Raw genomic sequence first — 24,270 nt, forward strand, 5'->3', positions numbered from 1 at the left:
AGTTGCCGATGCTCAACCAGAGCGTTCACCCGGTCCTGTCCCCCCTGGACGTCTCACCCTTGATCGCTTTGGAGAGCACGGATGCCTACTCAGATCACGGCCTCGGCCGTCACGAAGTCGTACGACGGCCGGACAGTCCTGGACGGGGTGAGCTGCGCGCTCTCGGCAGGTGAGCGCGCGGGGATCGTCGGAGAGAACGGCTCCGGCAAGACGACCCTGCTCCGCCTGTTCGCCGGGGAGGAGAAGCCGGACGGGGGAGAGATCGTCCTGCACGCCGAGGGGGGCGTCGGCTACCTCGCCCAGGAAGAGGTGCTGCCCCCGGAGCTGACCGTGCAGCAGGTCGTCGACCGCGCGATGAGCGAGCTGCGCGCCATGGAACAGCGCCTGCGCACGCTGGAAGCGGCGATGTCGAAGGGCGACGAATCGGCTCTCGGGGAGTACGGAGAGCTGCTGACCGTCTTCGAACTGCGTGGGGGCTACGAGGCCGAGGCCCGCGTCGAACGCGCCCTGCACGGGCTCGGACTGGGCCTGCTGCCCCGCACCCGCACGGTGGGCGGCCTCTCCGGCGGCGAACGGGTACGGCTCCGGCTGGCCGCCCTGCTCGCCGCGAGCCCCGAGGTGCTGTTGCTCGACGAGCCGACGAACCACCTGGACGACGCCGCGCTGCGCTGGCTGGAGGAGCATCTGCGGGCCCGGCGCGGCACCACGATCGCCGTCTCCCACGACCGCACCTTCCTGGAGCGCGTCGCGACGACGCTGCTGGAAGTCGACGCCGACCGCCGCCAAGTCGTCCGCTACGGCAACGGATATGCGGGCTATCTGGCCGAGAAGGCCGCCGCCCGGCGCCGCTGGGCGGAAGCGCACGAGCGCTGGCGGGCCGAGACGGAACGGCTGCGCGAGACCGCCGCCACCACAGCCCGCCGAGTGGCCCCCGGCCGGGCGATGAAGGACGGCAACAAGATGGCGTACGACCGGGCCGCCGGTCGCGTCCAGCAGTCCCTCGCCAGCCGGGTCCGCAACGCCGAGGAGCGGCTGCGCCGACTGCTGGCGGACCCCGTTCCGGCCCCACCGGCACCACTGCGCTTCACCGCCCAGGCCCTGCGCGGCGCCGGGCTGCGCGGCACGGTGCTGGACGCCGAGGAGGCCGGTGTCCGAGGCAGATTGGCCCCTACGGGTCTGGCCCTCGCCGCCGGTGAACGGCTGCTGGTGACGGGGCCCAACGGGGCGGGCAAGAGCACCCTGTTGCGCGTCCTTGCCGGAGAGCTGGCGCCCGACTCCGGCCGCGTCTCCCGCAGGGGCCGCATCGGATACCTCCCCCAGGATCCGGAGCTCCCCGCCGACGCCGGGCAGACGCTGTTGGAGGCGTACGCCCAGGGCCGTCCCGGATCGCTGGAGGAACACGCCCGACGGCTGCTCACGCTGGGCCTGTTCGACGTGGAGCGGCTGGCAGTGCCCGCCGCCCGGCTCTCCACGGGCCAGCGGCAACGCCTCGCGCTGGCCCGGCTGGTGACCGAACGGGTCGATGTCCTGCTGCTGGACGAGCCGACCAATCACCTCTCACCAGCGCTGGTCGAGGAGTTGGAAGCGGCGCTGGACGCCTACGACGGCGCGCTGATCGTCGTCAGCCACGACCGCAGGCTGCGGCAGCGCTGGCGAGGCGCGCAGCTCGCCCTGGAAGAACCGACCGCGTCGCTCCCCGAGGGGACGGCCGAGGAGAGGAGCTACTTGTGAACCCGGACCGACAGAGCCCCACCCCACCCACCGCTCCCGAGGGGGAGGTTGCAGAACCCACGTCGGCGGTGGCCGTGACCACCACGGCGGTCTTCGGTTCCGAAGCGAGCCCCTACGACGTCGTCACCGGTCCCGACGGGGCGCTGTGGGTCACGCTCGTGGGCGCGGGCGCCGTCGCCCGCGTCACCCCGGAGGGCCGGGCCACGACGTTCCCCCTCGGCGCCGCCGACTGCGGTCCGACAGTGATCACGCCGGGCCCCGACGGTGCCCTGTGGTTCACCCGCACCAAGGACCACCGCATCGGCCGGATCACGGTGGACGGGCAGGCCGAGTCCTTCCCGCTGCCGACACCGGAATGCGGCCCGTACGGCATCGCGGTGGGCGGGGACGGCGCGCTCTGGTTCACGGAGACGAGCGCCCACCGCATCGGCCGCATCACCACCGATGGAGAGGTCACCGAGTTCCCCCTCCCGGTCAGCGGGTGCTTCCCCTCCGCACTGGTGGCAGGGCCGGACGGTGCGCTGTGGTGCACGCTCAACCAGGCGGACGCGATCGCCCGTATCGCGCTCGACGGCAGCGTCACCCTGTACGAGCTGCCCACCAAGGGCGCCGCACCGGTGGGAATCGCCTGCGGTACGCGGGAGCTGTGGTTCGTGGAGATCGGTGCCGGTCAGCTGGGCCGGATCGGCACGGACGGCAGCATCGACGAATTCCCGCTGCCCGACCGTGAGTCCAGGCCGCACGCGGTGACCGTCGGCCCGGACGGCACCTGCTGGGTCACCGAGTGGGCGGCGAACCGCGTGGCAGCCCGCGCCCCGTCCGGCCACATCGTGGAGCACCCGCTGCCCGCCCCGGGCTCCGAGCCGCACGGCCTCACCGTCGGCCCGGACGGCGACCTCTATGTCGCGCTGGAGCTGGGGGAGGTGGTCCGGCTCAGTATGGTGACGCCATGACCGGCTTGAGACACGAGCAGTTCTGCGCGGAAATCCCCGCCCAGGCCGCGAAGTTGAGGGAGCACCTGGCGGGCGCCGACCTCCGGGTCCCCGCGATCACCTGCCCCGGCTGGACCCTCGGGCAGCTGGTGCGGCACTTGGGCGCGGCACACCGGTGGGCGGAGCTGACCGTGCGGACCCGCGCGCAGGAGCCTGTCTCCGACGAGGAGGTCAACGAAACCCCGGAGCAGCCGGACGAGACGGCTACGGACGGCCGGGCCGTCGCCGAGCTCGGCGAGTGGCTCATCGCCGGCGCCGAGCGGCTGGCGAACACACTGCGCGAGGCGGGGCCCGACGCCAAGGTGTGGTCGCCGGCGCCGGAGCCCTATGCGACATCGGCGTTCTGGGCCCGCCGGATGACGCACGAGACGGTGGTGCACAGAGCGGATGTGGCGTTCGCGGTCGGCGGGGGCGCACGGTACGAGGTGGCGGAGGAGGTGGCGCTGGACGCGCTGGACGAGTGGATGGACTACGGGGTGCTGCCGGAGGCGACGGATACCCCACCCGGCGAACCCTCGCTGCTGGGGCCCGGCCGCACGGTGCATCTGCATGCGACGGACGTCGGGCAGCGCGGGTCCGGCTCCTCGGGCGGGGCGGCGCGCGGTGAGTGGTTGGTCGACCTGAGCGGGGAGACCCCCGCATGGCGTCACGTACACGAGAAGGCCGCCGTCGCGCTGCGCGGCCCCCTCACCGACCTGCTGCTGCGGACCTACGGGCGTCCGCCGCGCGCGGAGGGAGCCGTCGAGGTCTTCGGCGACGCAGAGTTGCTGGAGCTGTGGCTGGAACGGGCCGGCTTCTGGCTGCACGCCTGAGCCTGAGCCCTCGGTCGGCGAGCCTGAGCCTTCGGCCGGTGAGGGGGTGTCCCTGCCCGGGGCACGAGCCCCGTTTGCCGGGTACGCAAGATCCGCGGGACAAACCGGTTGGTCGGGGTGGCGTGGTCACGTGACGAGGGGCGGCGAGGTGCTCGCAGAGGCGGAGAAGCCGCCGCCCACCATGGCCGCCACCGAGTCATGGCCGCCGAACGTCGCCAAGGCGACCGCGCTGCTGCGGCCGCGCGGAGTGGTGGTCGTCATGATGCGACCACCACGGCGCCGGGCGGGCGCGGCGAGCAAGCCGCCCGCGTGGGCCTACTGCTCGCCGAAGAGGTCCAGCAGTTCCCGCTTCTCGAACATGCGGGCCGTCTCCACGGCGGACGGCGTCCCGGCGTGCGGGTCGGCGCCTGCCTCGACGAGGATCCGCACCACCTCGTCCTCACCCTTGAAGACCGCGCCGGCGATCGGGGACTGCCCCCGGTCGTTGGTGCGGTTCGGGTCGGCGCCCTGGGCGAGGAGGGCGCGGACCGTCTCCGGGTGGCCGTGGTAGGCGGCCAGCATCAGAAGGGTGTCGCCCTTGTCGTTGCTCAGGTTCGCCGGGACGCCCGCCTTGACGTAGGCGGCGACGGTGTCGGTGTCGCCGTGCCGTGCCAGGTCGAAGACCCTCTGCGCCAGTTCGAGGACCTCGGGGTCGTGGGCGGGCTCGTCGCTCGCGGGGGTGGGTGCGTCGCTCATGGGGCCAGCGTACGGATCATCGCGGGCCACGAAGGGTTTCGCCCCAGCCCCCCTCACACATGGGCCAGCGGGTCGACCGTCAGGAGTACATCGCGGAGGGTGGGGACGACCCACTCGGCGCCGGCTTCCCGCAGCTCCCGCTCCTTGCGCTCGTTACGGGCGTAGCCCACGAAGCCGACCCCGGCGGCCCGCGCGGCGGCGGCATCGCGTGCGGAGTCCCCGAGCATCAGCGACTCGGCGGCGTCGGCACCCGTCGACTCCAGGGCACGCAGCACGCAGTCCGGGTCGGGCTTCAGCCGGAGCGGCGCGGTGCCGTCGCAGACCCGGCCGCACACCCGGCTGGGGGCATCCCCGGGCCGACGGCCGGAGGAGAAGGCGTCCAGCAGGGAGCGTCCGGCGAGATAACGCTCCACCGCGTCGGCGGAGTTGTCGGTGGCGACGGCCACCGTGCGGCCCGTGGCGCACAGGGTCCGTACGAGCGCGTCCGCGTATCCGGTGGGAAAGGCCACCTCCGCTGCTGCGACCTCCTCCAGCGTCAGCGACCGCTCCATCTGCCGTGCGTTCTCCCGCGGCAGCGAGGAATCGTCGAAGGCGGCGGTCAGCAGCCGCAGCGGGTCGGTGGTCTCGGGCCACATTCCGGCGGAGCCGCCGGGCGGGCCGGCGTACGTCTCGCGCAGCCGCCGCGCGACCGAGGCAGCGGTGCGCCGGGCGAAGAGGTGGCACAGCGGGCCGTCGAAGTCGAATATCACGCACCGAGCCGAGCTGATCGCATGCTCCACTACTGCCACCGTCCTCTGTGTCCCCGTTCGTGGGCCGTCGGGCAAGAGCCCCGGTTCGCGGGCTCGCCCTCGGCCAGGCAGGCAGCGATTGTTGCAGGCGCACCCGTGTGCGGTCAGTGGCTGTTGGGCCCCAGTACGCGGGAGCCGTGCGCTGCGCAGAACTCGGCGTACGCCAGCTCGACGGCGCCCGGGCTCGGCACGTCGGCCAGCTCCAGGGGCTCGGCGGCCCGTACGAGCACGTCGTGCACGAGCTTGGCCACCTGCCCCAGCAGGTCGGCGAAGGCAGGTGAGCCCACAGCGTCGGCGACCACGACGGCCTGCCGCACCACATCGGTGAAGACGGACTGGGCCCGCTTGTAGCCCAGGTAGCGCGGCAGATCCTCCGCCAGCCCGGCGTCGGCTCCGGGCAGCAGCGGGGTGACGGTCCGCCGCCACCCCTCGACGACTTCGGTGCGCTGCCGGGCCGGGTAGTCCATCAGGTGCAGATGTGTGGCCAGGTCGTACAGCGGGTCACCGAACGAGGCCAGCTCCCAGTCGATGGTCCACAGCGCGCCTGCCGGGCCGACGATGAAGTTGGCCCGGTGCAGGTCCCCGTGCAGTAGACATACTGGCCGGTCGGTCTGGCGCGCGGCCTCCGCCGCCAGCCGGGAGCGGGGTCCCAGCGCGTCCCGCGGCACACCGAGCCGCTCGAAGAGCGGGCCGAAGCGCGGCAGGCGTGCGAGGTAGGCGCGCTCGCGGGTGAACTCCAGCAGCCCGCGCAGAAATCCGGAGCTGTCGCTGCTGTCACCGTCGTCGGAGCCCAGCGGACAGGCACGTACGTCGCCGGGCCGCAGCCGGCACAGCGAGGCGAACCGTTCCATGATCTGCCGCAGTTGGGCGGGCTCCACGGGGTGGCCCCCCGGGGAGAGTGCCGCGAGGGTTTGGCCCTCGATGAACCCGTGGAAGACGGTCCCGGTCGAGCGGACCCGGTGGACGGGCGGCACGCGCGGTACGCCGAGCCGGGCGAGCTCCAGCAGCAGTTCGTCCTCGGAGGCGAAGTACCGCCGGTCGAACCACAGTGCCCCCGCCCGCGGTTCACCGATCTTGACCCGTCCCAGTCGGGTCAGTTCGCCCTGCGGCCGGACGACATACCACTCGCGGTGGTAGCCCGCCAGCGGTCCGTCCACGGCGCCGATCGCTTCGGCCTGTTGCAGGGCGGGTGAGGTCATCGGCGCTGTCCTCGGGGGCGATGGGGCCGGGCCACGGAGATCACCGGGGTGCCGGAACTTTACCGGGCTCTTCTTTTCCCCATCTCGCGGCTCCCTCGCCCGTCACCCGAAGGTCTGTCACCCGAAGGAAGCGGCCATGGCCCGTCACCGAAGGGAGCGGCCATCGGCTGTCACCGGAAGGGAGCGGCGATGGTGGTCCACAGGGAGTCGAAGAACTCCTGCGACTCCTCCACGAAGCTGGCCTCCTGCTCGTCCCGTGCCTTCGGCCCCCGGTTGGAGCGGAAGAGCTTGGCGGTGAGGCCGAGTACGTCGTAGAGGGCCAGTTGTTCGCCTTCGAAGGCGGCCTCCTCGTTCTTGACGACCTGGTAGTAGCCGATGAGGGCCTCGTCGCCGTTGAGCAGGTAGAGCTTGTGGGTGGGGGTGAGCGGAACGGCGCGGACGGTCAGCGTCACCTCGGTGTCGAACTGGGAGAGGGAGCCCAGGGAGTTGCTGAGGGCGTTGACGTAGGTGGTCTGTATCTGGTGCAGCCGTGCGCGGGGCTTGGGGTTCTCGGGGTCGTCTATGAGGCGGGGGAGGGCCAGCCGGGCCTCGAGGCTGGGGATGAGCACGCGCGCGGTGACCGAGCGGGGGGTCAGCTGCCGGTCCATGACCTGGCGGATGGGCCAGGACAGGGCGTTGTTGAGGGTCTCGGTGGTGAGGGAGAACGCGTCGATGGTCACGTCCTCGGCCTGAAATGCCTCGTGAAGGCGGTCCGTCAGCTCCACTCCGGCACTGCGCGGGGCGTCCGCGTGGTGCGTGGGCTCGGCTACGGTCGGTGAGGCTCCTCGGCCCACGTTCTCCAGCAGGCCCTCCTGGGTGAGGGCGGCCAGGGCCTCCCGTACGGCGCTGCGGCCTACGGAGAACTCGGCTTCCAGCTCCCGTTGGGTGGGAAGGCGGGCGCCGGGCCGGAGCTCTCCGGTCCGGATCCGCTCACGGAGAGTGTCGGCGACCACATCGCGCGGGCGGTGGCCGCTTGCGGAGGTCGGCTTCCTGGTCACGCGATGACCATACAACTTCCGGTCACTCGGCGTTAGTTGTCTGCCATACGTTTTCAGATGGTGGACAAGTGGGAATGTAGTAAGCGAGTTGGTCGCCAACTTTCATACCTGGCAGACAACCTCGCCAACCAAGCCAACCAGTCCAACAGTTCCACAGTTGCACAGCGCCATCCCGCTCTTGGTCGGCCCTGAGCCATCCGCCCGTCCGACGTCGCATGGGCGAACCCGCACTCCCAGCACAGCCGTTCCTCTCGTGCCTGAGAAGGAGGGACCGCCATGCCACTCTTCGCGCTCGCCGTAGCCATCGCCGTCGTCGCCTTCGAACAGCTCGTCCAGGTGCGCTACGGGGTCCTGGGCCTCGTGGGCTTCCTGCTGCTGAGCATCGGCCTCAAGGCCCGGCACACCGGATGCAGCACCGCGGGAGCCCTCGTGCTCGCCACCTTGCTGCTCCATCCCTGACCGCACGGAGCCGCCGTGACCGACGGCCGCCGTCATGCCGCCTTCCCCTCCCATCAACCCACGCCACGGGGAAGGCGGCTTGAAGGCGGTGGCCGCGCCCCGTCAGGGGAGCGGGGAACTGCGCGAGCAACCACAACTCGCCCGCAGACCGCAAGCCCCCCGTCAGAGGCGGCCCTCTCCCCGGAACAGCCGCTAAAAAACGTCCTGGCACCACGGCCGACGGGCCGTACGGAACAGCACCTCCGCCCGCTCCGCCGCCCCCTCCCGGTGCTCGGCCAACCGTCCCAGCGCCGCCAGCCGCACGGCCGACTCGTCGCCCAAAAAGAGGGCACCCAGCTCGGCGACGTCCAGCGACAGCTCCGGATCTTCCTGGGTGGCCGCGCACTGTGCCCCGTCCCGGGGCCCGGCTGCCTCCAGCTTGAAGCGCCCGCCCGCGTAGCCGTCCTTGTCCCGCACCTCCAGCACCAGCGTGCCCTCGACCGCGTAGCTGCGGGCCGCCAGCATGCGGGGCACATCCAGCGGCCGGATCCACAACCAGTCGGCGTGTGTGACGGTGCGCGCGGCGCGTGGGTCCGGCAGCAGCAGCGGCAGTACGTCGTCCGGGGCGCGGCAGCCTGTCCGTACCCGGAGCACCCAGTCCATCGCCAGGACGAACCTCCACAGCGCCGCCTCGCCCGCGGCCGTCGTGGCGAACAGGTCCCGAACCGTCACGGTCTGCTCTGGCTGCTTGGCCTGCCATACGTCGTCGGAGGTGTAGGTCACCCCGCCCTGCGGCTGCCCGTCGGCGTCGCGGTAGACGGCGTGGAAGGCCGGGGTGAAGCCGTCGTCCGGGAAGCGCAGGTCGCCGGTGGCCGCCCGCCACCACTTCTCGTCGCGGTCGATGGCGCCCTGCCGCTGCGGCCCGGTACGGAACCGCTCGTGGACGGCCGGCAGCTGCGCCCGGAACTCGGCGGCGTCCACCAGATCCACCCGTCCGCCGTCCCCCAGGTCCGCCGGGCCCGCGTAGCGCCGGTCCAGTCCCGTACGGGCGATGAGGACCTCCCACTCGGTGGTCCAGGTCGCGGGGCCGAAGCCGTACCGCCCGTAGATCGGGTACTCGGCGGCGATCAGGCTCGCGCACACCTCGCCGCGCTCCTTGGCCGCGCCCAGCGCGTTCGCCATCATCCTGCTCAGCAGCCCGCGCCGCCGGTGCGTGGGCGAGACGGTGACACCGGAGACCGCGCAGGCGGGCAGCACCGCGCCTCCCGGGACGGTCAACGACTGCCGCAGCGTGCGGAACGTGCCCACGCACCGTCCGCCGTCGTAGGCGCCCTGGATACGGCCGAGATCCGTGCCCAGCGCGCGGGCCGCAACCTCTTCTTCACCGACGGTGGGGCCGCGGAAGAAACCGGTGGAGACGGCGCGGAGCCACTCCGGAAACTCGTCGGAACTGGTCAGGGTACGGATCTCGACGGGGTTCGCGGTGCGCTCGACAGGGTTCGCCATGCGTTCACGCTAGGCACGCGCCCCCGGAGCCGCACCCGGATTTCCGCCGCCCGGCAGCCGCGCGGACCGCCCTCAGAATGCTGCGCGGACCTCGCCGACCCGGACGCCGCCGCCCAGTATCGGAGCCGTCGCGATCCGCTCCAGCACCGACGAGCTCACTCCCATGTGGAGGGAGAGCGCCCGCGCCAGCACGGGGCCCAGCGCCCGGGCCGCGCCGTCCTCCACCTTGAGGGCGAGGGCGCGGCCGTCCGGCAGCGCGAAGCCCTGTACGGCCTCGGCGCCCATCTTGCTGACGGCGCCGGGCAGTTCCCGCATCAGCCAGGTGTCGTGCCGCCGGGTGCCGCCCACGTACTCGGGGTGGGTGCGCATCGCCTCCGCGACCCGTCCCAGAGGCGTCTGCGCGGAGGCCAGTGCCAGCGCACGGAAGCCGCGCGCCAGCCCGGTCAGCGATACGGCCATCAGCGGGGCGCCGCAGCCGTCCACACCGGTGTGCGCCACCGGGTCGCCGGTGGCCTCCTCCAGCGTTTCGCGGACCAGCTTCTGCAGCGGGTGGTCCGGGTCCAGATAGCTGTCCACCGGCCAGCCGTTGGCCCGGCAGGCGGCGAGCATCGCGGCGTGCTTGCCGGAGCAGTCCATGGCCAGCGGCGTACGCGCTGAGCCGGCCGCCAGGAACGCCTCGGCCTCCTCCTCGTCCAGCGGGAGGGAGGCGGGGCACTGCAGATCCGACTCGGCCAGCCCTTGCTCGGCGAGCATCGTACGGACCAGGTCGAGCTGGAACCCCTCCCCGGAGTGGCTCGCCGCGGCCAGCGCCAGCCGCTCACCGGACAGCTCCAGTCCGGAGCTCAGCACGGCGGCGGCCTGGAACGGCTTGTTCACGGAGCGCGGGAAGACCGGCACCTCCGGGTCGCCCAGCGCGAACGTGACGCTCCCGTCGGCTGCCAGCACCACCAGCGAGCCCCGGTGCCGTCCCTCGGTGAAGCCGGACCTGACGACCTCGGCGAGCACGGGGGATATCTCGGGCATCTCGGGACCTTCCAGTGGTGTACGCCGGACGGCTGCATGCGGGGGCAGTCGGTTATGCGACCCCTCACGGTAACCGGACGCCCCGTACCGCAGAAGGGACACCCCTCGCGCACGGTCCCGGCTACGGCAGCAGGTCGTCCACCTGCGCCTCTCCCTCCCGGTACCGCCGGGCGATCTCCGTACTGCACTCGTCGGCGGTGCGCTGGAGCGACTGGCGGCGGCGCGAGACCTGTTCCTCGTAGCGGACGAGCCGGGCCATCGCGTCGTGCAACTCGCCGTCCGTACGGGCCTGAAGATCACTCAGCTCCACCTCGGACAGCATCTCCTCGGCCAGGGCGCGGTACTGCTCGCTGCGCGGTGCGGCGAGCGTCACATGCCGGGCCGAGGAGCGGTGGGTGGGCGGGCCGTCGGCGAGGATCTGCGGCAGCAGATCCAGCAGCGGTGAGCCCGCGGAGCTGCGTCGGGCCAGCTCGGCGCGGAGGATGTCGATACGCCCCTGGAGCAGTCTGCGCACATAGCTCAGATCCGCCTCGTCCTGCTGTGCCGAGCGTCGCAGGGTTCGCAGCTCGCGCAGGCAGAGCGTGTGCAGATCCGGCTGCTCGGGCTCACGCAGCGCCTCCAGGGCCCCGGACTGTCGCGGCGTCCGGGACCGGCCCGCTCCGGTTGTGCTCATGGGCTTGTGTCCCCTCATCCCATTGCGCGGTACCTGCTGAACGCACCGCGTGTGCGCATCGTGCCATTCTGTGCCCTTGCTCGCAGCGCTCCTCACCCCCGGGTCGGCGGCTGCGCGACCCGCCGGACGGCGGCACGGCATCATGGCGGCATGCGAGCAGTGGTGCAGAGAGTGGACGGCGCGAGCGTCACCGTGGACGGTAAAACCGTTGGTCGGATAGTCGGCGAGGGCCTGTGCGTGCTGGTCGGAGTCACGCACGACGACACGAAGGAGAAGGCGGCGCAGCTTGCCCGGAAGCTGTGGTCCGTACGCATCCTGCATGAGGAGAAGTCGTGTTCGGACATCGGAGCGCCGCTGCTGGTGATCAGTCAGTTCACTCTCTACGGTGACGCGCGCAAGGGTCGGCGGCCCACGTGGAACGGGGCGGCGCCCGGGGATGTCGCCGAACCCTTGGTCGACGAGGTGGTCGCCCAGCTACAGGCGCTGGGCGCCACCGTCGCCACCGGCGTCTTCGGCGCCGCCATGAAGGTCTCCTTGACGAACGACGGTCCCTTCACGGTGCTGCTGGAGGTGTGAGGCCGGCCCCCCGGGGCCCCTAGGAAAAATCGTCACCGGCTCAGGGGGTGACGATAATTTCCTGTGCCGCGGCGGTGGCGTCAGGACCGACGATCAGCGCCGCGGCAGGATCGACGTTCCGCTTCACCAGCGCCAGCGCGATCGGCCCCAGCTCGTGGTGGCGCGCGGAGGTGGTGACGAACCCGAGCTGCCGCCCCTCCAGCCCATCGGCGGCGAGCCGCACCGCGTCGCCGTGCACCGGCAGCCGCACCTCGCTGCCGTCGAGGTGCAGAAAGACCAGCCGTCGCGGCGGCTTCCCCAGGTTGTGGACACGGGCCACGGTCTCCTGCCCGCGGTAGCACCCCTTCTCCAGGTGTACGGCCGAGCCGATCCAGCCCACCTCGTGCGGGATGGTCCGGTGGTCGGTCTCCATCCCGAGGCGCGGCCGCCGCTCCTCGACCCGCAGCGCCTCGTAGGCCAGCACCCCGACGGCCGGCCCGTGCGCCGCGGCGAAGTCCGCCAGCTCGCCGCGCGGCAGGAACAGATCGCGCCCGTACGAGGTCTCCCGTACGGCCAGGACGCTGCCCGGCACATCGGCGATGGAGCCTGCCGGCAGGTGGACGACGGCGACGTCCGGTGTCCGGTCGGCGATCTCGACCCGGTAGAAGAACCGCATGCTCTCCAGGTAGGCGATCAGCTCGCCCTGCTTGCCGGGTTCGGTGTGCATCCACACCGTCGTCCCGTCGTCCACGAGCTGAAGCGCCTGTTCGATGTGCCCGTTGGCGGAGAGGATCAGCGCCTCGGTGGCCTGGCCTGCCGGGAGCTGCTCCACGTGCTGGGTGAGCAGCAGATGCAGCCAGGGGAGCCGGTCCGCACCGGAGACGGTGACCACACCGCGGTGCGAGAGGTCCACGAAGCCGGTGCCGTCGGCGAGGGCGCGCTGTTCCTTGAACAGGTCGCCGTAATGGGCCGCGACGCCCTCGTCGGGGGCTTCGGCCGCTACCGCGCCGGGGAGGGCCAGCAGGGGGCTGGGGGCGGGAGCGGCGGCGCTGTTGCTCGAACTGCTGGAGGACATACGCCCAGCCTACGACGGGCCATGACGGGCTAGGAGCGGCTCTCCGGCTTGCTGCCCGCGCCGCCCGCGCCGCCCGCGCCGGCCTCGCTGTCGTTGTCGCTGTCGTTGTCACCGTCGTGGTCGCCGTCTTCGTCGGCTTTCGCGATGCACCTTGCGCACTGGCCGAAGATCGCGAAGTGCTTCATGTCCGTCTCGAAGCCGAAGCGCTTCCGCAGGGCCGCGGTGAAGGGCTCGGCGACGGACAGCTCGGCTTCGATCACATCGGTGCAGTCCCGGCAGACCAGGTGCATGTGGTGGTGCCGGTCGGCCAGATGGTAGGTGGGCGCGCCGTGCCCGAGGTGCGCATGGGATACCAGCCCCAGCTCCTCCAGGAGCTCCAGCGTGCGGTAGACCGTCGAGATGTTGACGCTGCCGGCCGTGCGGCGGACCTCGGCGAGGATGTCGTCGGGCGTGGAGTGCTCCAGCTTGTCCACGGCCTCCAGCACGAGCTGGCGCTGCGGAGTGAGCCGATATCCGCGCGCCCGAAGGTCGCTCTGCCAGTCGGTGGTAGCCACGGCTCCAGTGTAGAGAGGTCCGGTACACAAACGGCGCGGGTCCGGGTGCCCCCGTGGCACCCAGACCCACCCTCCCGGAAGGAGTCGGCGATCAGCTCTGGCCGGCCTTCTTGCGCTTGGCCAGGAACAGGGCCGCGCCGCCGATCACGACGAGGGCACCCGCACCGCCGACGAGCATCGGGGTGTTGGAGTTGCCACCGGTCTCGGCGAGGTCGCCCTTGCCGCTGTCGCCCTTGTCGGAACCGCCATTGGGCGCCGGGCTGTTGGCGTCCGAGGCGTCGTCGCTGGGCTTCGACGGCTTGTTGGGCTTCTGCGGGTCCGAGGGCTTCTCAGTCGGCTTCTGAGAGGGCTCGGGCTTCTGCGGCGGCTTCGGCTTGTCGGGGTTCCAGTCCGGAGCGTCGACCGAGTAGTTCATGGTCTTGGTGTTGTTGCTCGGGTCCGGGTCAGTCGTGTCGCCCTTGATGCTGGTGCGCAGCGTCTGCTTCTTGCCGGAGATGAAGCCCGGGACGTCGACCTTCTCGATCTCGTCGCCGTTCCCGGCCAGGTCGACCGTGACGACGACCTGCTTCTCCGTGACGGACTTGACGGTGAAGTTGTGCTTGTCCTTGGGCTTGTCCTCGTCGAAGACCGGCGGGTTCTTCAGGTTGCCGGAGTCGTCGCGGCGGGTGTCGAAGTGGATGTTCTTGACCGCGGTCACGGTGAGGGTGGCCGTGGTGGCGTCGGGGCCGTAGCTGCCCAGGTTGATCGCGAAGCCGCCCCGAACCTCGCCGGTGGCCTTGTTGTACATGAAGCCGGTCGCAGCGCCCGAGTTGAGGTCGGCGCCGCCGGCTGCGAACGCACTGCCGGCAGTGGCGAACTGAGTGACCGCCAGCCCGCCGACCAGCGCGACGGTGGCGGCTGCGGAAGTGATGCGAGAACGATTCACAGAAAGAGCCTTTACCCCGTTAGGGCAGCCGAGCGCAGGGGCGAGCGGGCGCGGGAAACGCGCGACAGGGCCTCGCCGGCGCTCGTGCCGGTGAATGGATTAACGCCATTCTTATCACTCGAGGGTACGCATTAGCTCGTCCACGCGGAGTGATCAGCGGTGGACGGAGGGTGCAGGAGCGTGCTGTGACCTGGGATTTTGCCACGTCTCCGGCGGCAAAAGAGAGTTCCCGAAGAACTCACGGACAACGCGCTATTTCACAGCTTTCACAATCGTGACACCGTCGAGACGTCCGATGACCTGTCAGTTCAGCGGTTGCTGGACGGTTGTTCAGCAGAAAGGGCAGCTGCCGGCGGACAACTGCCCTGGGAAGGCGGACAACTGCCCGGGGGAAAGGTCAGCGGAAAAAGGCGATTCCGTCGTCGGGAAGATCCACGACGTCCTTGGCCCACTCCTTGGGGTCGACGACCTTCTTCAAGTGCGCCGACATGTAGGGCCGTAGCGGCACCTGGGGCGTGGACTTCTCGCCGACCCACATCAGATCGCCGTTCACATATCCGTACAGCCGCTTGCCGCCGCTGTACTCGCCCGCGGCGGCGGTACGGGCCACCGCGTCGGTCGCCAGGTCGATCTGCGGCTTCTTCTCGGCCAGCTCGCCGTACCAGACCTCCGCGATGCCCTGGTCGCGGATCATGACGACCTCGACCTTGCGGTCCTTGTCGATCCGCCAGTAGCCCGTCTCGGTCTCCAGCGGGCGGACCTTCTTGCCCTCCGCGTCCAGCTCCCAGGAGTGCGAGACGTACTCCAGGAAGTCACGGCCGTCGTGGGTGAAGGTGACTTCCTGCCCGAAGTTGCACTTGTCCTGTCCCTCGAACTCCGACACTCCAGCCCCGGTCCAGTTGCCGAGGAGGAAGGCGAGGGGGACGAGGTCCGGGTGGAGGTCGGACGGAATCTCGATCATGGAGCTGGTCGATCCCTAGGTATGGCGGGGGCGGCGAGCGGTCAGCGCTGGCCCTGGTAGAGCTTCTTGAAGGTCAGCCCGGCGAAGGCCACGGTGCCGACGCAGACCAGGACCATCAGGGCGGTGAAGAATGCCTCAAGCACGGGGTGGCTCTCCTTGCGCGGTGTCGGTGACCCGGCCGAGTCTAATCGCCGGGCGCGGGCACGGCCTCCCGAGGGGGCTCCCTCAGTACACGAGGGCCTGGACGCCCTCGGGCATGATCTCGCTCACGAAGAGCTGGGCGCCCGCGATACGGACCCCCTCGATGACGTCCTTCTCCTCGATCCCCCTGCGGGCCGCGCACTGGGTGCACAGGGTGATCCGGCCGGTCGCCTGGACCGCGGCCATCAGATCGGGCAGCGGCGCCGCATGCGGCAGCTCGAACTCCGCGGCGCGGCCCGGGAGGGCGAACCAGGCGGATTCGCCGGTCAGCCACACGCTGACCTCGGTGCCGCTGGCCGCCGCGACGGAGGCGACCGTGAACGCCTGCGAACACCTTTCGGGTGCGTCCGCACCCGCGGTGACCTTGATGACGAGCTTGCTACGGGGTGCCATACGTCCAGCATATGGGGGCTCCGCCCCTGGACCCCTGTGCCGGGGCCCAGGGGCGGAGCCCCCGGAAAGAAGGGTCAGACCGCGATGGTGACCTCGGCCAGGCCGCCGTTCTGGGCGACCACGGTGCGGTCCGCGGTGCCGCCGGGCACCAGGGCGCGGACCGTCCAGGTGCCCTCGGCCGCGTAGAAGCGGAACTGGCCGGTGGCGGAGGTCGGGACCTCCGCGGTGAACTCACCGGTCGAGTCCAGCAGCCGCACGTAGCCGGTGACGGGCTCGCCGTCACGGGTCACATTGCCCTGGATGGTGGTCTCGCCGGGCTTGATGGTGGAGGCGTCCGGGCCGCCTGCCTGTGCTCCGCACATAAGGGTGTTTCCGTCCTGGTCGAAGGAGAGCGAAGGGTCAGTTGGAGCCGATCTCGACGGGCACGCCGACGAGGGAGCCGTACTCGGTCCAGGAGCCGTCGTAGTTCTTGACGTTCTGCTGGCCCAGCAGCTCGTGCAGCACGAACCAGGTGTGGGCGGAGCGCTCACCGATGCGGCAGTAGGCGATGGTGTCCTTGCCCAGGTCGACGCCCTCGGTCTCGTAGAGCTCCTTGAGCTCGTCGTCGGACTTGAAGGTGCCGTCGTCGTTGGCCGACTTCGACCAGGGGATGTTGCGCGCGCTGGGCACGTGGCCGGGGCGCTGCGACTGCTCCTGGGGCAGGTGCGCGGGGGCCAGCAGCTTGCCGCTGAACTCGTCGGGGGAGCGGACGTCCACCAGGTTCTTGGCGCCGATGGCGTCGACGACCTCGTCGCGGAAGGCGCGGATGGAGGTGTCCTGGGGCTTGGCCTTGTAGTCGGTGGCCGGGCGCTGGGGGACCTCGGCGACCAGGTCGCGGGAGTCCAGCTCCCACTTCTTGCGGCCGCCGTCGAGGAGCTTGACGTCCTGGTGGCCGTAGAGCTTGAAGTACCAGTAGGCGTACGCGGCGAACCAGTTGTTGTTGCCGCCGTAGAGCACGACCGTGTCGTCGTTGGCGATGCCCTTGGCGGACAGGAGCTTCTCGAAGCCCTCCTGGTCCACGAAGTCGCGGCGCACCGGGTCCTGGAGGTCCTGCTTCCAGTCGATGCGGATCGCGCTCTTGATGTGGTTCTTGTCATAGGCCGAGGTGTCCTCGTCGACCTCGACGATCACTACCTTCGGGTCGTCGATGCGGGCCTCGACCCAGTCGGCGTCGACCAGAACGTCGCTGCGGCTCATGCTGTCTCTCCTCGTGAGGTGGGTGGATGCGGCGGAGGGCGAACAGGGGTACGCGTACGCGGTGGCGCCGGCGGGGCGCCGATACGGGTCGGGCGCACGGCGGAGTGCGGCCGTGCGGGGCGGTGCGCGGGGAGACGTACGCGGGAAACTGCTCTGCGGCACATACGCGCTGTGGTGCGCCGGGTGTTCCGGGGAGCGGATGCGCCGGACACCGGCGGCGTCAGCGGACGCGCGGACGGTCGGCGGTCAGCGGGAGCCGCGACAGAGCATGGCGGCGATGCGGCACAGGTCCACTGCCCGGCGCTTCGTGAGGTCCGCCTGTCGCTTCATGCGCTCGATCGTAAGGACGACAGCGGGGCTGTGTCACCGCCGATCCACGATGTGAGACGTGATTGTCCGCAATGTGAGAGTGATCGCTTGGAGGGGCTCTGGGGGCACGTACCTCAGACTCCGGCTGTCTCGGATGCCGGACGGAAGATCTCGCCCACGTACACGTTGTGGGCAAGCCTCGCAGCGCAGGGGAGGCGCGCCCCGCCAGGGGCGCGGGGAACTGCGCGAGCGGCCACGGCGTACGTGCAGCCTGCGATGGACAGACAGGGGCAGCCCCTTCCCAGCAAGATCAGCCGGCCAGGTCCACGTGGGTGCCTGCCATGGAGACGTCCACGCCGTCCTTGGTGGCCTCGACCTTCTCCAGCTTCAGGCCGTCGGGGAGGCTGTCGATCTCGCGCTCGAAGTCGATCTTCTTACGGATCGCCTGCTCGACGCCGGGCAGCTTGGAGCCGGGCACCTTGTCGGCGTGCAGCCGCACCGTGTCGCCGCCCGAGACGCTGACGGTGCTGTAGACGCTGCGCTCGATGGCGCGGCCCACCAACGGAAGGGCGACGCTGGCGGTGACCTTCACCTGGTCCTTGCCGGAGGTGCTCTTACCGCCGTAGCCGACCCGCACGCCGTCGTCCGCGGCCTTGGACAGATCGGCGTAGGAGAGGTGCACGGTGCCGGTGGCCCGGTCCGCGACCGCCGAGCCGTAGTTGTCCGACAGTTTGACGTCCTCGGCCGTCATATTGATCTTGCTCAGCCGCACCTGGCGGTCGCTCGCGGTGGCGGTGACGCCCTCCACCTCGACGGTCACCTTGTCCAGATCCTTGCCGGCGATCTGGGTCAGGAAGGGGAAGCCCTCGATGGAGACGGACGGATCGCTGGACGAGGTCGATCCCAGCTGGCTCTTCAGCTTCTTGGCCACCTCGTCCTCGGCGAGGTTCACCGCGATGCGGTCGGCCGCCACGAAGAGCCCGGCGAGTACCACCAGGATCACAAGCCCTATGCGTAGTGCGCGCATCGCGTCCGTATCCCCCCAGAGTCGGCTGACCACGAGTCGGCTGGCTAGCTGCGAGCGTAACCCGCAGGCCGTCGGGCACTCCGGGGGCGGTTGAGGTTGGTGGGGCGTTGTTACATCAGAGTGCGGCCCAGCAGATACAGGGCCGGGGTGGCCAGGGTGAGGGGGAGGGCGACGCCCGCCGTCATATGGACGAACCGGGAGGGCCAGTCGTAACTGGCCACCCGCAGACCCAGCAGCGCACACACGCCGGCCCCCAGACCGAGCAGTACGCCCTGGACCGGATCCACGCCGTTGAGCTGTCCCGTCGCCGCCCCGGCCCCCGCGGCGGCGGCCAGCGCGAGCAGCACCGAGAGCGGCGCGGGAAGCGGCACGGCGCGCGCCAGGGTGCCCAGCGCGACGGCGGCGGCTCCCACCGTCACGGCCTTGGGATCGGTGGGGAGCAGCCCGGCGGCCAGCACCGTCACGCCGGTGGCGGCGAAGCCCGCGGTGAGCGCGTAGAGGCGTTCGTCGGGGCTGGAGTTGTTGCGCAACTGCAGCACCAGGGAGAGGACGCACCAGACGCCGGCCGCGCCGAGCAGCACCGTCGGCGCGTCCTTGCCGTCGGTCAGCAGCAGCCCGGCGTCGGCCGTCAGCCCTGCCATGAACGCGAGGGCGATGCCCTGCCGGGCCGGCCACATTCCGTTCAGCCGGTACCACCCGGCCGCCGTCAGCGCCTGCAGCAGTACGAGTGCGCCGGTGAGCGCCCCGTGCCCCAACGGTGCGGTCCCCGCGAGCAGCGCCGCCAGCACCGTGGTGACGGCTGCGGGCTGGAACCCCGGCGCGATGATCGGCGACCCGGTACGCGGCCGCGTACCCGGCGCGGGGGACGGGGCGGCCGCCTGCGGGGGCGGGGGCTGGGTGGTCTGTGCGGCCTGCGGGGCCGGTGCGGTCTGTGGGGCCGGTGCGGTCTGTGGGGCCTGTGGGGGTGGAGCTGCGGTGCCGAACGGCTGTGGCTGCGGCTGTGGCTGGGGTTGTGTGTACGGCGGTGGCTGTGGCTGTGCGTACGGCTGCGGCTGGGGTTGTGGCTGTGCGTACGGGCGCGGCTGGGGCTGGGGCCGGGGCATCGGCTGCGGCTCGGAGTGGTCTTCCGGCGGGAGGGGTCCGGGTGCTCCGGGCAAGGGCCGGCCGGAGGACGCGGGGAGGGGCTGGTGTGTGTGCGGAGTCCCCGGGGGCAGCGCTCCGGTGCTGTCCCAGGCGGCCCCCTGCCAGTGCTGCGGAGGCGCGTCGGCCCGGGTCACTTCGTACGTCACGTCGTACGCGCTCTCATAAGAGCCCCCGTAAGAGCCCTCGTACGACGGGTGGTTCGGAGGCAGCGGCTGGACCTCGCCGTGCGGGAGGGGGCGGCCGTACTCGTCGTACGCGCCGCGGTAGGGGTCCTCGAACCGGCCGTCGTTCATCGGGCACCCCCGGCGAACGGAGGGAGGACCTCGACGGTGCCGCCCTCGCTGAGCCGGACGGTCTCATGGGCGCGGGTGCCGACCGGGTCGCCGTCGACCAGGAAGGAGCAGCGCAGCAGTACGCGGGCGAACTCGGGCTGCTCGGCGTGCGTCTCGCGGGCGCGCTGCAGCGCGCCCGCCAGGGTGCCGGCGTCGTACGGCTCCTCGGCGGTGCCGGCCGCGGCCTTCGCCGCCGCCCAGTAGCGGATCGTGCCGCTGGCCATGGTGGGGTCCCTCTCAGCCGTCCGTGCCCTCTATCGCGTCCTGTTGTCGCGGCTCCCATGATGCGGCCTCGCAGCGGGTGCTCGTAGCCGGGTGGCCGCCCAGTCGCCGATCCGGTCCAGCAGCGCGGGGTCGGCGGAGTTCTCCGCGTGTCCGAAACCGGGCACCAGCCACAGCTCGCTCGATTCCGGGTCCGCCGCCTCGGCGAGCGCGAGGGGATGGTCGACGGGGAAGAACGGGTCCTGGTCGCCGTGGACGACCAGCAACGGCACCGGGGCGATCAGCGGTGCCGCGGCGACCGGAGAGAGGGGAACCGGGTCCCAGTCCCGGTGGTGGACACGGGTACGGAGTCCGTAGCGCGACACGAGCCGGCCGACCGGATGCTGGATCGCCCAGTGCAGCCGCCGCATGGGCGCCGTGCCCCGGTAGTACCAGCGGGCGGCCGCGCTGACGGCGACCACGGCGTCGGCGTACGCACCGCCTTGTGAGTCCCCCACGCCCTGTGTGCCGCCCCTGTCTGCCCTGCGCGCGACCGTGCGCCCCCTGTGCATCACCGAATCGAGGGTTGACACAGTGTGACCGGTTCCGTGCTCCGCGCGGTGCAGCGCCCCGTGCCGCAGGACCACCGAGCCGCCCATCGAGAAGCCGACGGTCGTCACCCGGCGGTGCCCGAACGAACGCGCCCACGTCACGGCCGCCGCCAGGTCCAGCACCTCCCGGTCGCCCACCGTCGAGCGCCCGCCCGAGCGGCCGTGCCCCCGGAACGAGAAGGTCACGACGGCCGCGTACGCGGTGAACGCGGTGGCAGCGCGGCGCAGCGCGGGCCGGTCCAGGGCACCGGTGAAGCCGTGCGCCAGCACGATCGCGCCGGGGTCCCCTTCCGCACCGGCGGCCTGCTCGCCCGCGCCCGGGCCCGCGTACGGCTCGTACCTGGCCTCGATCCGCACCCCGTCCGCCGTCCACAACTCCGCGCGAACCGCGCCCATAGGGATACTCTCCGTAACGGTCTGCTGGTGATCGCGAGCGACGTCACATCCCGCTCGGCCTCTCATGCGGGTATTCTGCAAGGCAAGCAGGATCCGGGCAGCGTCGCCCCCGGGTCCTTTTGTGCTTTCTGGGGGCCGGGCCGGTGGACAGGCCGTGGCCAGGTCCTCGGGCAGTGCCGTACGAAGCAGTGCCGCCATATTCCCCCGGGCGCCAGCCCGGGTGGCGCCCCCGGCGCAGGGCGCCAGGAGGGAACTCGACGTCATGGGCAAGCGAACCGTGCAGAACCGAGACCGGAACCGAGGCCGTTCAAAAGCGCACCAACCACGTGCCACGTGGGTCCTCTCCGCGAGGGAGGGTGTCACCGCATGAGTTCACTGCTTCTCCTCACCAACGCACTCCAGCCCTCCTCCGAGGTGCTGCCGGCGCTGGGGCTGCTCCTGCACAACGTGCGCGTCGCCCCCGCGGAGGGGCCCGCGCTGGTGGACGCGCCGTCCGCCGACGTGATCCTCGTCGACGGCCGCCGCGACCTTCCGCAGGTGCGGTCGCTGTGCCAGCTGCTGCGCTCCACCGGGACCGGCTGTCCGCTGATGCTGATCGTGACGGAGGGCGGGCTCGCCGCCGTCACGGCGGAGTGGGGCGTGGACGACGTCCTGCTGGAGACCGCGGGGCCCGCCGAGGTGGAGGCCCGGCTGCGGCTGGCCACCGGTCGCCAGCAGATCGCCGCCGACGACAGCCCGATGGAGATCCGCAACGGTGATCTGTCGGTCGACGAGGCGACCTACAGCGCGAAGCTGAAGGGGCGGGTCCTGGACCTGACCTTCAAGGAGTTCGAGCTGCTGAAGTTTCTCGCGCAGCATCCCGGCCGGGTGTTCACCCGCGCCCAGCTGCTACAGGAGGTGTGGGGCTACGACTACTTCGGCGGCACCCGCACCGTGGATGTCCATGTACGGCGCCTGCGGGCCAAGCTGGGCCCCGAGCACGAGGCGCTGATCGGCACCGTGCGCAATGTCGGCTACCGCTTTGTCTCTCCAGAGAAGGCGCCGGAGAAGAGCGAGGGCTCGGCCCCTGAGTCGTCCGTCGCGGACGAGGCGGAGCGCGTCGCGAGGGAGGCGGCGGCCTCCGGGCGCAGCGGCGACTAGGCGACTAGAGGGCGTCCCCTCCTCAATGCTGGGGAGGGGGTGCCCCTGCCCCTGCCCCTGCCCCTGCCCGATGCCCGATGCCCGCAGGCTGCGGGAAAGTGGCTCACCCCGCGTAGACTCTCGGCGTGGCCAAGGTGACGCGGGACGACGTGGCAAGGGTGGCGGGGACCTCGACAGCCGTTGTCAGCTATGTGATCAACAACGGTCCCCGACCGGTCGCCCCGGCGACGCGGGAGCGGGTGCTCGCCGCCATCAAGGAGCTGGGGTACCGCCCCGACCGCGTGGCACAGGCCATGGCGTCGCGGCGTACGGACCTCATAGGGCTGGTCGTCCCGGACGCCCGCCAGCCGTTCTTCGCGGAGATGGCGCACGCCGTCGAACGCGCGGCGGCCGAGAGCGGAAAGATGGTCCTGGTCGGCAACTCGGACTATCTGGACGCGCGTGAGGTGCACTATCTGCGTGCGTTTCTCGGGATGCGCGTCTCCGGCCTCATCCTGATCAGCGCCGGCCCCAGCGAGCACGCGGCGGCGGAGATCGACGCGTGGGACGCTCGCGTCGTACTGATGCACCGGCGGCCCGAGGCCATCGACGATGTCGCGGTCGTTCTCGACGACGTCGGCGGCGCCCAGCTGGCGACCCGGCATCTGCTGGAGCACGGGCACGACTACGTCGCCTGCCTCGGCGGGATGGAGTCCACTCCGGAGCAGGGCGACCCCGTCACCGACCACATCGAGGGCTGGGCCCGGGCGATGAAGGAGGCGGGCAAGTCCGTCGAGGGCCGGCTCTTCCAGGCCCCGTACAACCGGTACGACACCTACCGGATCGCGCTGGACCTGCTGCGCCGTCCCGACCGGCCCACGGCGCTGTTCTGCGCCACCGACGACCAGGCCATCGGGGTGCTGCGGGCCGCGCGCGAGCTGGACATCGACGTACCCGGCGAGCTGGCCGTGGCGGGCTTCGACGATGTGAAGGAGGCGGGGCTGACCGATCCCCCGCTGACCACCGTCGGTTCGGACCGCGAGGCGATGGCGAAGGCGGCCGTGGACCTGGTGCTGGACGACTCGCTGCGGATTCCCGGTACGCGCAACGGCGGCGTTCCCGGCAGCAAGGGCAGGGTGCGGCAGTTCCCCTCCGGACTGGTCATCCGGCGCTCCTGCGGATGTGATCCGGCATAACTCGGAGGTTTCTCAGGACCCCTTCAGGGACCTCTCATCTTGCCGGAGCACTCTCGGTGGCATGGAGAACTTCGAGCGGGAAAACCCGCAGAACGCGCAGCGCACAGCCTCTTTCGGTGCCGTACCGCCGCCGCCCGCCGAACCGCCGTACGCCGCGTTCGCCGCAGCGCCCGGGCGCCCGCCGCGGCGCCGGATGCGGCGGCCCGCCGCACTGCTCACCACCGTGGCCGTGGCCGCGGCAGTGATCGGCGGGGGCACCGCCTACAGCATGGAGCAGCTGCTCGGCGGTGACGGCGGGTCGAGCGGGTCGGTGCTCACCGCCTCCGGCAGCAACGCGACCGCCAAGGGCCATGTGTCCCAGGTGGTGGAAAGCGTCCAGGACAGCGTGGTGGAGATCAAGGCGACCAGCGGTTCGGGGCAGGCGACCGGCTCCGGCGTCGTCATCACCAAGGACGGCCAGATCGTCACCAACAACCACGTCGTCTCCGGCGCCGACACCGTGAAGGTCACCTTCAGCAGCGGCAGGACCGCGCAGGCCGAGGTCGTGGGCACCGACGCCGACAAGGACCTGGCGCTGCTCAAGGTGAACGGGCAGGACAATCTCAAGCCCGCCACGCTGGGCGACTCCGACGCGGTGGGCGTCGGCGACCAGGTCGTCGCCATCGGCTCGCCCGAGGGCCTGTCCGGGACCGTGACCAGCGGCATCGTCTCCGCCAAGAACCGCGAGGTGAAGGTCCCCAAGGAGGACGGCGACCAGAACGAGCTCCCCAGCCAGGGCAGCGGGGGTGGCGAGTGGCCGTTCGAGTCCGGCGGCGGCCGGTACAACGGCGGGGTCCAGGGGGAGACCACCACCTATAAGGCCATACAGACCGACGCCTCCCTCAACCCGGGCAACTCCGGTGGCCCGCTGTTCAATATGTCCGGGAAGGTCATCGGGATCAACTCGGCCATCTTCTCGGCCGGTTCGGGCGACGGACAGGCGTCCCAGGCCAGCGCCGGCAGTGTCGGGCTGGGCTTCGCCATCCCGGTCAACGACGTGAAGCAGGACCTGAGCTCGTTGCGGGACGGCGGTGCATGACCCGCGCGCCGTTGTGGACGGTGC

26 protein-coding genes and 1 pseudogene are annotated in these 24,270 nt (G+C 71.2%); 9 read left to right on the forward strand and 18 right to left on the reverse strand.

What is annotated here, in order from left to right:
• Nucleotides 1-81: 81 nt before the first annotated feature.
• The 4 genes and pseudogenes from abc-f to ACTWP9_RS13205 all read left to right on the forward strand — a co-directional run.
• Nucleotides 82-1,731, forward strand: a complete 1,650-nt coding sequence (gene abc-f, locus ACTWP9_RS13190; protein WP_443246283.1) for a ribosomal protection-like ABC-F family protein — start codon at nt 82-84, stop codon at nt 1,729-1,731.
• A gap of 68 nt (nt 1,732-1,799) precedes the next feature.
• Nucleotides 1,800-2,684 carry a virginiamycin B lyase family protein gene (locus tag ACTWP9_RS13195; protein WP_443246459.1) on the forward strand — a complete coding sequence of 295 codons (885 nt, stop codon included), beginning with the start codon at nt 1,800-1,802 and terminating at the stop codon, nt 2,682-2,684.
• The gene (locus ACTWP9_RS13200) at nt 2,681-3,535 is read left to right on the forward strand and encodes a maleylpyruvate isomerase N-terminal domain-containing protein (protein ID WP_443246284.1); all 855 of its coding nucleotides are present in this window, start codon (nt 2,681-2,683) and stop codon (nt 3,533-3,535) included. The genes ACTWP9_RS13195 and ACTWP9_RS13200 overlap by 4 nt, the downstream gene beginning before the upstream one ends.
• 133 nt (nt 3,536-3,668) lie before the next feature.
• Nucleotides 3,669-3,794, forward strand: a pseudogene (locus tag ACTWP9_RS13205) (SAM-dependent methyltransferase); the annotation flags it as partial.
• A gap of 56 nt (nt 3,795-3,850) precedes the next feature.
• Here ACTWP9_RS13205 and ACTWP9_RS13210 read toward each other — a convergent pair.
• The 4 genes from ACTWP9_RS13210 to ACTWP9_RS13225 all read right to left on the reverse strand — a co-directional run bounded on the left by ACTWP9_RS13210 (nt 3,851) and on the right by ACTWP9_RS13225 (nt 7,294).
• Nucleotides 3,851-4,270, reverse strand: coding sequence for an ankyrin repeat domain-containing protein (locus ACTWP9_RS13210; RefSeq protein ID WP_443246285.1), 420 nt, complete (start codon nt 4,268-4,270; stop codon nt 3,851-3,853).
• A gap of 53 nt (nt 4,271-4,323) precedes the next feature.
• Complete coding sequence (locus tag ACTWP9_RS13215) at nt 4,324-5,019, reverse strand: HAD family hydrolase (protein ID WP_443246286.1); 696 nt, start codon at nt 5,017-5,019, stop codon at nt 4,324-4,326.
• Between the two features lie 143 nt (nt 5,020-5,162).
• Nucleotides 5,163-6,257 carry a phosphotransferase gene (locus ACTWP9_RS13220; protein WP_443246287.1) on the reverse strand — a complete coding sequence of 365 codons (1,095 nt, stop codon included), beginning with the start codon at nt 6,255-6,257 and terminating at the stop codon, nt 5,163-5,165.
• Between the two features lie 170 nt (nt 6,258-6,427).
• Nucleotides 6,428-7,294, reverse strand: a complete 867-nt coding sequence (locus ACTWP9_RS13225; protein WP_443246288.1) for a winged helix-turn-helix domain-containing protein — start codon at nt 7,292-7,294, stop codon at nt 6,428-6,430.
• Between the two features lie 276 nt (nt 7,295-7,570).
• Between ACTWP9_RS13225 and ACTWP9_RS13230 the strand changes: the two genes are divergently transcribed.
• Nucleotides 7,571-7,753, forward strand: a complete 183-nt coding sequence (locus ACTWP9_RS13230) for a hypothetical protein (RefSeq protein WP_443246289.1) — start codon at nt 7,571-7,573, stop codon at nt 7,751-7,753.
• Nucleotides 7,754-7,945: 192 nt separating this feature from the next.
• On the opposite strand, the gene ACTWP9_RS13235 is transcribed toward ACTWP9_RS13230, so the two are convergent.
• From ACTWP9_RS13235 to ACTWP9_RS13245, 3 genes are all read right to left on the reverse strand, one after another.
• The gene (locus ACTWP9_RS13235) at nt 7,946-9,238 is read right to left on the reverse strand and encodes a GNAT family N-acetyltransferase (RefSeq protein ID WP_443246290.1); all 1,293 of its coding nucleotides are present in this window, start codon (nt 9,236-9,238) and stop codon (nt 7,946-7,948) included.
• A gap of 72 nt (nt 9,239-9,310) precedes the next feature.
• Nucleotides 9,311-10,261 carry an asparaginase gene (locus ACTWP9_RS13240; RefSeq protein ID WP_443246291.1) on the reverse strand — a complete coding sequence of 317 codons (951 nt, stop codon included), beginning with the start codon at nt 10,259-10,261 and terminating at the stop codon, nt 9,311-9,313.
• 121 nt (nt 10,262-10,382) lie between these two features.
• Nucleotides 10,383-10,934 carry an RsiG family protein gene (locus ACTWP9_RS13245; RefSeq protein ID WP_443246292.1) on the reverse strand — a complete coding sequence of 184 codons (552 nt, stop codon included), beginning with the start codon at nt 10,932-10,934 and terminating at the stop codon, nt 10,383-10,385.
• A 150-nt stretch (nt 10,935-11,084) separates the two neighbouring features.
• Between ACTWP9_RS13245 and dtd the strand changes: the two genes are divergently transcribed.
• Nucleotides 11,085-11,510, forward strand: coding sequence for a D-aminoacyl-tRNA deacylase (gene dtd / locus ACTWP9_RS13250; RefSeq protein WP_443246293.1), 426 nt, complete (start codon nt 11,085-11,087; stop codon nt 11,508-11,510).
• 40 nt (nt 11,511-11,550) lie between these two features.
• Here dtd and ygfZ read toward each other — a convergent pair whose 3' ends face one another.
• From ygfZ to ACTWP9_RS13305, 11 genes are all read right to left on the reverse strand, one after another.
• On the reverse strand, nt 11,551-12,564 hold the full coding sequence (ygfZ, locus tag ACTWP9_RS13255; protein ID WP_443246294.1) for a CAF17-like 4Fe-4S cluster assembly/insertion protein YgfZ: 1,014 nt from the start codon (nt 12,562-12,564) through the stop codon (nt 11,551-11,553).
• 29 nt (nt 12,565-12,593) lie between these two features.
• Nucleotides 12,594-13,118, reverse strand: a complete 525-nt coding sequence (locus tag ACTWP9_RS13260) for a Fur family transcriptional regulator (RefSeq protein ID WP_443246295.1) — start codon at nt 13,116-13,118, stop codon at nt 12,594-12,596.
• A 91-nt stretch (nt 13,119-13,209) separates the two neighbouring features.
• Nucleotides 13,210-14,043 carry an LAETG motif-containing sortase-dependent surface protein gene (locus tag ACTWP9_RS13265; protein WP_443246296.1) on the reverse strand — a complete coding sequence of 278 codons (834 nt, stop codon included), beginning with the start codon at nt 14,041-14,043 and terminating at the stop codon, nt 13,210-13,212.
• A 397-nt stretch (nt 14,044-14,440) separates the two neighbouring features.
• The gene (locus ACTWP9_RS13270; protein ID WP_443246297.1) at nt 14,441-15,004 is read right to left on the reverse strand and encodes an FABP family protein; all 564 of its coding nucleotides are present in this window, start codon (nt 15,002-15,004) and stop codon (nt 14,441-14,443) included.
• Nucleotides 15,005-15,229: 225 nt separating this feature from the next.
• On the reverse strand, nt 15,230-15,598 hold the full coding sequence (locus ACTWP9_RS13275; protein WP_443246298.1) for a DsrE family protein: 369 nt from the start codon (nt 15,596-15,598) through the stop codon (nt 15,230-15,232).
• A 74-nt stretch (nt 15,599-15,672) separates the two neighbouring features.
• Nucleotides 15,673-15,960 (reverse strand): DUF1416 domain-containing protein, encoded by a 288-nt coding sequence (locus ACTWP9_RS13280; RefSeq protein WP_443246299.1) that lies wholly within the window; start codon nt 15,958-15,960, stop codon nt 15,673-15,675.
• A 37-nt stretch (nt 15,961-15,997) separates the two neighbouring features.
• Nucleotides 15,998-16,834, reverse strand: coding sequence for a sulfurtransferase (locus ACTWP9_RS13285; protein ID WP_443246300.1), 837 nt, complete (start codon nt 16,832-16,834; stop codon nt 15,998-16,000).
• Between the two features lie 619 nt (nt 16,835-17,453).
• Nucleotides 17,454-18,170: an LmeA family phospholipid-binding protein gene (locus tag ACTWP9_RS13290; protein ID WP_443246301.1), complete on the reverse strand. Its 717-nt coding sequence runs from the start codon at nt 18,168-18,170 to the stop codon at nt 17,454-17,456.
• Between the two features lie 110 nt (nt 18,171-18,280).
• On the reverse strand, nt 18,281-19,606 hold the full coding sequence (locus ACTWP9_RS13295; RefSeq protein WP_443246302.1) for a hypothetical protein: 1,326 nt from the start codon (nt 19,604-19,606) through the stop codon (nt 18,281-18,283).
• Nucleotides 19,603-19,869 (reverse strand): MoaD/ThiS family protein, encoded by a 267-nt coding sequence (locus ACTWP9_RS13300; RefSeq protein ID WP_443246303.1) that lies wholly within the window; start codon nt 19,867-19,869, stop codon nt 19,603-19,605. Before ACTWP9_RS13300 ends, ACTWP9_RS13295 begins: the two co-directional genes overlap by 4 nt.
• Nucleotides 19,870-19,899: 30 nt before the next feature.
• Nucleotides 19,900-20,853 carry an alpha/beta hydrolase gene (locus ACTWP9_RS13305; protein ID WP_443246304.1) on the reverse strand — a complete coding sequence of 318 codons (954 nt, stop codon included), beginning with the start codon at nt 20,851-20,853 and terminating at the stop codon, nt 19,900-19,902.
• 366 nt (nt 20,854-21,219) lie between these two features.
• Between ACTWP9_RS13305 and ACTWP9_RS13310 the strand changes: the two genes are divergently transcribed.
• The 3 genes from ACTWP9_RS13310 to ACTWP9_RS13320 all read left to right on the forward strand — a co-directional run bounded on the left by ACTWP9_RS13310 (nt 21,220) and on the right by ACTWP9_RS13320 (nt 24,246).
• The gene (locus tag ACTWP9_RS13310; RefSeq protein WP_443246305.1) at nt 21,220-21,993 is read left to right on the forward strand and encodes a winged helix-turn-helix transcriptional regulator; all 774 of its coding nucleotides are present in this window, start codon (nt 21,220-21,222) and stop codon (nt 21,991-21,993) included.
• A 125-nt stretch (nt 21,994-22,118) separates the two neighbouring features.
• Nucleotides 22,119-23,168 (forward strand): LacI family DNA-binding transcriptional regulator, encoded by a 1,050-nt coding sequence (locus ACTWP9_RS13315; RefSeq protein WP_443246306.1) that lies wholly within the window; start codon nt 22,119-22,121, stop codon nt 23,166-23,168.
• A 61-nt stretch (nt 23,169-23,229) separates the two neighbouring features.
• Nucleotides 23,230-24,246, forward strand: a complete 1,017-nt coding sequence (locus ACTWP9_RS13320; protein WP_443246307.1) for a S1C family serine protease — start codon at nt 23,230-23,232, stop codon at nt 24,244-24,246.
• Nucleotides 24,247-24,270 lie beyond the last annotated feature (24 nt).

This window comes from Streptomyces sp. 3N207 (assembly GCF_052246355.1).
Lineage (GTDB): Bacteria > Actinomycetota > Actinomycetes > Streptomycetales > Streptomycetaceae > Streptomyces.